8 protein-coding genes and 1 pseudogene are annotated in these 8623 nt (G+C 67.1%); all 9 read left to right on the forward strand.

Annotated features, from left to right (window positions below; genetic code table 11):
• The first annotated feature begins 86 nt into the window (after nt 1-86).
• Nucleotides 87-737 carry an ABC transporter permease gene (locus H7290_RS17160; RefSeq protein ID WP_290515240.1) on the forward strand — a complete coding sequence of 217 codons (651 nt, stop codon included), beginning with the start codon at nt 87-89 and terminating at the stop codon, nt 735-737.
• A complete protein-coding gene (locus tag H7290_RS17165) occupies nt 730-1953 on the forward strand; it encodes an ABC transporter ATP-binding protein (protein ID WP_290515241.1) in 1224 nt (407 codons plus the stop codon). Before H7290_RS17160 ends, H7290_RS17165 begins: the two co-directional genes overlap by 8 nt.
• Nucleotides 1950-2759: an ABC transporter permease gene (locus H7290_RS17170; protein ID WP_290515242.1), complete on the forward strand. Its 810-nt coding sequence runs from the start codon at nt 1950-1952 to the stop codon at nt 2757-2759. Before H7290_RS17165 ends, H7290_RS17170 begins: the two co-directional genes overlap by 4 nt.
• Before the next feature lies 1 nt (nt 2760).
• A complete protein-coding gene (locus tag H7290_RS17175) occupies nt 2761-3783 on the forward strand; it encodes a glycine betaine ABC transporter substrate-binding protein (RefSeq protein ID WP_290515243.1) in 1023 nt (340 codons plus the stop codon).
• A 141-nt stretch (nt 3784-3924) separates the two neighbouring features.
• A complete protein-coding gene (gene pyrR / locus H7290_RS17180; RefSeq protein ID WP_290515244.1) occupies nt 3925-4539 on the forward strand; it encodes a bifunctional pyr operon transcriptional regulator/uracil phosphoribosyltransferase PyrR in 615 nt (204 codons plus the stop codon).
• The gene (locus H7290_RS17185) at nt 4539-5492 is read left to right on the forward strand and encodes an aspartate carbamoyltransferase catalytic subunit (RefSeq protein ID WP_366927646.1); all 954 of its coding nucleotides are present in this window, start codon (nt 4539-4541) and stop codon (nt 5490-5492) included. The genes pyrR and H7290_RS17185 overlap by 1 nt, the downstream gene beginning before the upstream one ends.
• Nucleotides 5489-6790 carry a dihydroorotase gene (locus tag H7290_RS17190; RefSeq protein ID WP_290515246.1) on the forward strand — a complete coding sequence of 434 codons (1302 nt, stop codon included), beginning with the start codon at nt 5489-5491 and terminating at the stop codon, nt 6788-6790. Before H7290_RS17185 ends, H7290_RS17190 begins: the two co-directional genes overlap by 4 nt.
• A complete protein-coding gene (gene carA, locus H7290_RS17195) occupies nt 6787-7920 on the forward strand; it encodes a glutamine-hydrolyzing carbamoyl-phosphate synthase small subunit (RefSeq protein WP_290515247.1) in 1134 nt (377 codons plus the stop codon). The genes H7290_RS17190 and carA overlap by 4 nt, the downstream gene beginning before the upstream one ends.
• Nucleotides 7920-8623 (forward strand): annotated as a pseudogene (gene carB / locus H7290_RS17200) (carbamoyl phosphate synthase large subunit); the annotation flags it as partial. The gene carA and the pseudogene carB, both read left to right, overlap by 1 nt.

Consider the following 8623-nt stretch of genomic DNA (forward strand, 5'->3'; position numbering starts at 1 on the left):
TTCGACGAGTCTCGCGATAGGTTCGAGAGGTTGTCGCGGTCGGTCTCGAGTCGTGACGTAGCCAGTCGTAAAGGGGTGCGGTGCCGATGATGGGCTTCTTCAGCTTCGTGCAGGATCGGTGGTCGCTGTTGTCCTTTCAGGGCTATCAGCACGTCAGCATGGTCCTGCAGTCGCTCCTGCTGGCCACCCTCATCGCGCTCGTCATCGCGATCCTCACCTACAGCTCACCGTTGGCGTCTCGCCTGGCTGAGAGCACGACGGCGCTGGGGCTCACTCTCCCGTCGTTCGCCCTCTTCGGCCTCCTCATCGCGTTCATCCCGTCGGGGGTCACGCTCACCATCGTGGCCCTGACGTTCTACGGCACTCTGCCGATCCTGCGCAATGCCATCGTTGGATTCCGAGGTGTCGACCGGGGGCTCGTCGAGTCGGCCCGCGGCATGGGCATGAACCGGCTGACAACGCTGCTGCGCCTGCAGCTTCCACTCGCGTGGCCGGTGATCTTCACCGGCATCAGGGTGTCGGCACAGATGCTGATGGGCATCGGGGCGATCGCAGCCCTGGCGTCCGGACCGGGTCTCGGCTCATTCATCTTCTCAGGACTGTCTCGCCTCGGCGGGGCCAACGCCACCAACTCGGCGGTGGCCGGGGTCCTGGGTGTCGTCCTGCTCGCCATCGTTCTCGACGTCGTGCCCAATGTCGTCGGCCGCCTGACCACCTCGAGGGGTATCCGTGTCTGATTCCGCCATCATGAACGACCCGACAGCCGCGAGCAGCGGATCGGGCAGTGAGCGCATCCTGCTCGAGAACGTCACGAAGCGCTACGCCGGGCAGAAGGACGCTGCCGTCGACGACGTCACGATGGAGATCCCGGCAGGCGAGATCGTCATGCTCGTCGGGCCCTCCGGCTGCGGCAAGACGACGACGATGAAGATGATCAACCGGCTGATCGAGCCGACCAGTGGACGAATCCTGATCGGCGACGTCGACGTCACGCACGCCAACCCCGACAAGCTGCGTCGCACGATCGGCTACGTCATCCAAGGTGCCGGGCTGTTCCCGCACTACACGGTTGCCGAGAACATCGCGATCGTGCCCAAGCTTCTCGGGTGGGACAAGAAACGCATAGCGGCCCGCGTCGATGAGCTGCTCGACCTCGTCAACCTCGAAGCTGACCAGTACCGAAATCGCTATCCCCGCGAGCTGTCCGGCGGTCAGCAGCAGCGCGTCGGTGTGGCCCGAGCGCTGGCCGCCGATCCGCCGGTCCTGCTGATGGACGAGCCGTTCGGAGCAGTCGACCCCATCACGCGGCAGCGTCTGCAGGATGAGCTGCTGCGTCTACAGGAAGAGCTCAACAAGACCATCGTCTTCGTGACCCACGACTTCGACGAGGCGGTCAAGCTCGGCGACCGCATCGCGATCCTCAACACCGGCTCGGAGATCGTTCAGTACGACACGCCGGACGCGATCCTGGCGAACCCCGCCAACGAGTTCGTCGAGGGGTTCGTGGGTCACGGTGCTGCACTCAAGCAGCTGACCCTGACCCGAGTCCGTGACGTCGAGCTGCACGACGCGGCCGTGGCCCATGTGGGTGAAGACCCGAGGGAAGCCATGAAGGCAGCCAGGGCTCTGTCGCGGGAGTGGGTCATTGTGCTCGACGCGCACGACCGGCCGCAGCGTTGGATGTCACTGCGCGACCTGCAAAAGCCCGGAGCACTCGACGTCGTCGAGCGTGACTTCGAGCTCGCGGTCGTCAGCACGGCGTCCACCCTCAACGACGCGCTCGACGAGATGCTGACGTCGAGCCACGGCGTGGTCGTCGTGACGGGCCGCCGCAACGCCTACCAGGGTGTCGTTCGGGTCGAGACCATCATGAAGGCGATGCAGCAGGTGCAGGCTGCCGCGCAGGTACAGGCCGAGGCGCAGGAGCCGCCGACTGACGAGGCGGTGTCGTGAGCGAGTCTCGAGGTGGAAAGTCCCGGACGCTCGACATGGAAGCGGGAGACAGAGACCGCGGCGCTGCCATGCGTGAAGGTGACCCCAGGCCCGGTCGTGGACGCTTGGTGGCCCAGCCCGCGGTGTGTTTTGTCGTCATCGCCGGGGTGTTCGTCTACACCAACACGTCGACGATCTCGGGCAAGGAGAACTTGCTCGCGAACTCCGACCTGATCGATGGCAGCCTCAAGCACCTCTTCCTCACGATCATCGCGGCCGTCCTGGTCATCCTCATCTCGGTGCCGCTCGGGGTCGCCCTGACCCGCGGCCCGATGCGTCGCTATTCCGGAGCCGTCATGGCTGTCGCCGGCTTCGGTCAGGCTGCCCCCGCCGTAGGCCTGGTGGTTCTCGGCGCGCTGATCTTCGGCATCGGCTCCGTCCCCTTCATCGGGGCGCTGACCGTCTACGGCATCCTCCCGGTCGTCGCCAACGTGGTGGCAGGACTCGACGGGGTCGACCCCGAGCTCACCGAGGCCGGGCGTGGCATGGGCATGTCGTCCTTCGGGGTGCTCCGCGCGGTCGAGCTGCCGATTGCGGTGCCCGTCATGCTCACCGGGGTCCGCACGGCTCTCGTGCTGATGTGCGGAACCGCGGCGTTCGGCGGCCTCGTCGGCGCCGGTGGGCTGGGCACCTACCTCACCACCGGCATCAAGCTCGGCGAGAACTCCCTGCTCGTCGTCGGTGCCCTCATGATCGCGATGCTCGCGCTGCTGCTGGACTGGGTGGCTCGCGTGTTCGAGGTCGTCTTCACCCCGAAGGGGCTGTGACATGAAAAGCCGTGACAAGAAGAGTTTCGACAAGAAGAGCCTCGCCACCAGCCGTCTCCGACACCTCGCCGTGCTGGCGATCTGTGCCGCAATGGTGGCCGGTGTCTCGGGCTGCGGCCTGCAGAACGCCAACGGCTTCATCGCTCCGGCCGGACCCGGTTCGATCAAGAAGTACGACTCGCTGTCCGGCGTCAAGATCACGGTCGGTGCGAAGGACTTCACCGAGCAGCTGATCCTGGGCAACATGCTGGCGACCGTGCTGCAGACCGCCGGTGCAGACGTCACCAACCGCACCAACATCGCCGGCAGCAACGGCCTGCGCAATGCCCAGCTCAACGGCACCGTCGACATCTCGGCTGACTACACCGGCACGGGCTGGATCTCGTACCTGTTGCACGACAACCCCGTCAAGGGTGAACGCGAGCAGTGGCTGGCGACGGCCAAGGAGGACAAGGCCAAGAACAAGCTCATCTGGCTCAAGCCTGCTCCGCTGAACAACACCTACGCCTTCGCAATGGGGCCGGCGGCGACGAAGAAGCTCAAGATCACCAAGCTGTCGCAGATCAAGGACCTCCCGGTCGATCAACGCACCTTCTGCGTCGAGGACGAGTTCTACAGCCGCAACGACGGGTTCGGGCCCATGCTCAAGGCGTACGGCCTCAAGCTCGGCGACTCGGTGCCCGACAAGCAGGTCACCCGGCTCGACACCGGTGTCGTCTACAACTCCACTGCCGAGGGCAAGTGCAACTTCGGCGAGGTCTTCACCACCGACGGCCGCATCCCGGCACTCAAGCTGACGTCTCTGGAGGACGACAAAGATTTCTTCCCGCTCTACAACGTCACCGAGATCATCGGCGAGAAGCTTCTGACCGCTCACCCGGAGCTCGAGAAGATCTTCGAGATGATCAACCCCAAGCTCACCAACGAGGTGATGCTCGGCCTTAACGCGCAGGTCGACGTCGGCGGCAAGGAACCGGCGCTCGTGGCCCGCACCTGGCTGCAGGACGAGGGTCTCCTTTCCTGACCTGCGGTGCCGCGGCCATGCGGAGCAGGGCACGGATCGTGCACGAGGCGGGGTCGGATCCGGGGCTGGCCGCTGTTAGGCTGACTGTCGAACACGACATCCTTTAACGGCCGTCCCGAGAGGCGGAGAAGGAGGTCAGACATGGTTGCGTCCGACGACGCCGCGCGTGCTGACAACCCGCACACCATCCCCACCGTCGCTGCCGCCCGCACGGTCCTCGACGACCGGGACATCTCACGGGCGCTGACCCGCATCACCCACGAGATCCTCGAGCGCAACCGCGGTGCCTCCGATCTCGTCCTGCTCGGCATCCCCACCCGCGGGGTACACCTGGCCCGCCGTATCGCGAGACGCATGTCTGAGGTCGAGGGCCGCGACATCACCGCCGGAGCCCTCGACATCACGATGTACCGCGACGACCTTCGGCTCAAGCCCGCGCGAGCGCCCGAGCACACCGAGATCCCCGACGACATCGATGGCAAGGTCGTCGTGCTGATCGACGACGTATTGTTCTCGGGGCGCACGATCCGCGCAGCCCTTGACGCGCTGACCGAGCTCGGACGCCCCAAGGCCGTGCAGCTCGCGGTGCTCATCGACCGGGGTCACCGGGAGCTTCCGATCCGTGCAGACTTCGTGGGCAAGAATCTCCCCACCTCTCTGGTCGAGAGCGTGAAGGTGGCGCTGCTGGAGTGCGACGACCGCGACGGTGTCGACATCACGGGCGGGACGAGCGCCGCGACAGGAGATGACGCATGATCAAGAATCTCCTCAGCGCCGGTGACCTCGACCGCACCGACGCCATCCGCATCCTCGACACCGCCGAGGAGCTGCTCGGGGTCGCCAGCCGGCCCATCAAGAAGTTGCCCACCCTCCGTGGTCGCACCGTCGTCAACCTCTTCTTCGAGGACTCGACACGCACCCGCATCTCTTTTGAGGCCGCCGCCAAACGCCTGAGCGCCGATGTCATCAACTTCTCGGCCAAGGGCTCGAGCGTCTCCAAGGGCGAGAGTCTCAAGGACACCGCGCTCACGCTGCAGGCCATGGGTGCCGACGCCGTGATCGTGCGCCACCACCACTCGGGCGCGCCCCACCGGCTGGCCAATGCCAAGTGGACCAGCGGCGCTGTCATCAACGCGGGCGACGGCACCCACGAGCACCCCACACAGGCGCTCCTCGACGCCTTCACGATGCGTCGGCACCTGGGCGACCTGGTCGGGAAACGCATCACGATCGTGGGTGACGTCCTGCACAGCCGAGTGGCCCGCTCCAACGCGCTGCTGCTGCACACGCTCGGCGCCCACGTCACCCTGGTCGCTCCGCCGACCCTGCTGCCCGTCGGCATCGAGCACTGGCCGGTCCAGACGTCGTACGACCTCGACACCCAGCTCGAGAAGGCCGACGCCGTCATGATGCTGCGGGTGCAGCAGGAACGCATGAAGGACTCATTCTTCCCGAGCGCCCGCGAGTACAGCCGGCGCTACGGGCTCGACACCGCTCGCATGAACCGCATGCCCGGGCACGCGATCGTGATGCACCCGGGGCCGATGAACCGCGGCATGGAGATCACCGCCGACGTCGCCGACGCCGCGCGCTCGGTCATCGTCGAGCAGGTCACCAACGGCGTGGCCGTGCGCATGGCGGTCCTCTACCTCCTCCTTGGGGGCGCCGCCGACGAAACCAGCACCGACCCGAACGAAGGCACAGCATGACCTCGTACGTGATCCGCCAGGCCCGTCTCCTCGGCGGCGACCCGACCGACATCGCGATCGACGGCGACGTGATCTCCGCGATCGGCCACAACCTCGACGCCGGCGGCGCCGAGGAGATCGACGCCACCGGGCTGGTCGCGCTGCCGGGTCTCGTCGACCTGCACACCCACGTGCGCGAGCCGGGCCGTGAGGACGCCGAGACGGTGCTCACCGGGTCGATGGCGGCCGCGCGCGGTGGCTTCACGTGTGTGCATGCCATGGCCAACACGGACCCGGCCGCCGACACCGCCGGCGTCGTCGAACAGGTCTGGCGGCTCGGCCGCGAGGGGGGCTACTGCGACGTCCAGCCGGTGGGTGCCGTCACGGTCGGACTCGGGGGAGAGCGGCTCGCCGAGCTCGGTGCGATGGCCGACTCCGCTGCCACCGTGAGGGTGTTCTCCGACGACGGCAGATGCGTGTCCGACGCCGTGCTGTTGCGGCGCGCGCTCGAGTACGTCAAGGCGTTCGACGGGGTCATCGCGCAGCACGCCCAGGAGCCCCGACTCACCGAGGGTGCCCAGATGAACGAGGGTCCGCTGTCCGGTGAGCTCGGCCTCACGGGTTGGCCCGCCGTCGCCGAGGAGGCCATCGTCGCCCGCGACGTGCTGCTCGCCGAGCATGTCGGCTCCCGCCTGCACGTGTGCCACCTGTCGACCCGGGGGTCGGTCGAGATCGTCCGCTGGGCGAAGAGCCGCGGCATCAACGTCACCGCGGAGGTCACCCCGCACCACCTCCTGCTGAGCGACGACCTCGTGCGCAGCTACGACCCGATCTACAAGGTCAACCCGCCTCTGCGCTCCAACGACGACGTCGCTGCCGTGCGTGAGGGTCTTGCCGACGGGACCATCGACATCGTCGCCACCGACCACGCCCCGCACCCCATGGAGGACAAGGAGTGCGAGTGGTCGGCAGCCGCGTTCGGCATGCTGGGGCTGGAGACGGCGCTGTCAGTCGTCCAGCAGACCATGGTCGACACCGGTCTGCTCACGTGGGCGCAGCTCGCCGACAAGATGTCGGCGAAGCCGGCCGAGATCGGACGCGTCAGCAACCAGGGCCGCCCGATCGCTGTCGGTGAGCCGGCCAACATCGTCCTCGTGGACGCTGACGTCACCCGCGTCATCGATGCGCGGGACACTGCCTCGCTGTCGCGCAACAACCCGTACGCGGGGCTCACCCTCCCGGGAGAAGTGGTGGCGACCTTCCTGCGTGGCAGACCCACGGTCCGCGACCGCGCACTCGTGACAGGAGCAACGGTATGAGCGCACTCGCGGCAGTCCTGGTGCTCGAGGACGGTCGCGTGTTCCGAGGCGAGGCCTACGGCGCGGTGGGCGAGACGATCGGGGAGATCGTTTTCTCCACCGGTATGACCGGCTACCAGGAGACGCTCACCGATCCGTCGTACAAGGGCCAGATCGTGGCGATGACGGCGCCGCACATCGGCAACACCGGGATCAACGACGAAGACTTCGAGTCGCGCCGCATCTGGGTCGACGGCTACGTCGTGCGCGACCCTGCGCGGGTCCGCAGCAGCTGGCGTGCGAACGCAACGCTCGACGAGACGCTCGAGGCGCAGGGTGTCGTCGGAATCTCCGGCATCGACACTCGAGCCCTCACCCGCCACCTCCGGGAGAGGGGTTCGATGCGGGCGGGCATCAGCTCGGCATCCACCGATGTCGACGCGTTGCTGGCTCGGGTCGCCGCCGCGCCGCCCATGAAGGGCGCGAGCTTCCTCGCCGACGTCACGACCCCCGAGGCGTACATCGTGCCGGCCGTGGGCGACACGAGGCTCAGGGTCGCGGCGATCGACCTCGGCATCAAGGGCATGACTCCTCGACGCATGGCGGAGCGTGGCATCGAGGTGCACGTGCTGCCCGCCACCGCGACCTTCGAGGATATCGTGGCGATCAGTCCCGACGGCGTCTTCATGTCGAACGGGCCGGGCGACCCGGCGACGGCCGACCACGCCGTCGACCTGCTCAAGCAGGTGCTCGCGGCTCGCATCCCCTACTTCGGCATCTGCCTGGGCAACCAGATCTTCGGTCGAGCGCTCGATCGGGGCACCTACAAGCTGGTCTACGGCCACCGTGGCATCAACCAGCCCGTGCAGGACCTCACGACCGGCAAGGTCGAGATCACCGCACACAACCACGGTTTCGCCGTCGACGCTCCGATCGAGGGAACCTTCGACACGCCCTACGGTCCCGGCCGCGTCACGCACGTCGGGCTCAACGATCAGGTGGTCGAGGGTCTCGCGCTCCTCGAGCAGCCGGCCTTCAGCGTGCAGTACCACCCGGAGGCCGCCGCCGGGCCGCACGACGCTGCCTACCTCTTCGACAGATTCGTGGACCTCATGACTTCATCAGCCTCGACCGGCAAGGCAGGTGTCTGATGCCCCGTCGCGACGACATCCGCTCGGTCCTCGTCATCGGCTCCGGCCCCATCGTCATCGGCCAGGCGTGCGAGTTCGACTACTCGGGCACCCAGGCGTGCCGCGTCCTGCGGGAGGAGGGCATTCGCGTCATCTTGATCAACTCCAACCCGGCCACGATCATGACCGATCCGGAGTTCGCCGACGCGACCTACATCGAGCCGATCACCCCCGAGTTCGTCGAGAAGGTCATCGCCCAGGAGCGCCCCGACGCGCTGCTGGCGACGCTGGGTGGCCAGACCGCCCTCAACGCCGCGATCCAGATGCACGAGGCCGGTGTCCTGAAGAAGTACGACGTCGAGCTCATCGGCGCCTCGATCGAGGCGATCGAGAAGGGCGAGAACCGCGAGTCGTTCAAGAAGGTCGTTGCCACCCTGCCGCCCGAGTGGGGCGCGGAGTCCGCGGAGTCGGTGATCTGCCACACGATGCAGGAGTGCCTCGACGGCGTCGACGGCCTCGGTGGTTACCCGGTCGTCGTGCGGCCCTTCTACACGATGGGCGGCAGCGGCAGCGGCCTCGCCTACGACGAGGTCGACCTGCGCCGCATCGCCGGGTCCGGCCTCGCGCTCAGCCCGACCACCGAGGTGCTCCTCGAGGAGTCGATCCTCGGCTGGAAGGAGTACGAGCTGGAGGTCATGCGCGACACGGCTGACAACGTCGTGAT

This window comes from Aeromicrobium sp., from assembly GCF_014378035.1.
Taxonomy (GTDB): Bacteria; Actinomycetota; Actinomycetes; order Propionibacteriales; family Nocardioidaceae; genus Aeromicrobium.

Bases quoted from the DNA above. Each gene is read 5' to 3' on its own strand.
- H7290_RS17160 (WP_290515240.1), top strand. From the start codon at position 87: ATGATGGGCTTCTTCAGCTTCGTGCAGGATCGGTGGTCGCTGTTGTCC.
- H7290_RS17175 (WP_290515243.1), top strand. From the start codon at position 2,761: ATGAAAAGCCGTGACAAGAAGAGTTTCGACAAGAAGAGCCTCGCCACC.
- pyrR (WP_290515244.1), top strand. From the start codon at position 3,925: ATGGTTGCGTCCGACGACGCCGCGCGTGCTGACAACCCGCACACCATC.
- H7290_RS17190 (WP_290515246.1), top strand. From the start codon at position 5,489: ATGACCTCGTACGTGATCCGCCAGGCCCGTCTCCTCGGCGGCGACCCG.
- carA (WP_290515247.1), top strand. From the start codon at position 6,787: ATGAGCGCACTCGCGGCAGTCCTGGTGCTCGAGGACGGTCGCGTGTTC.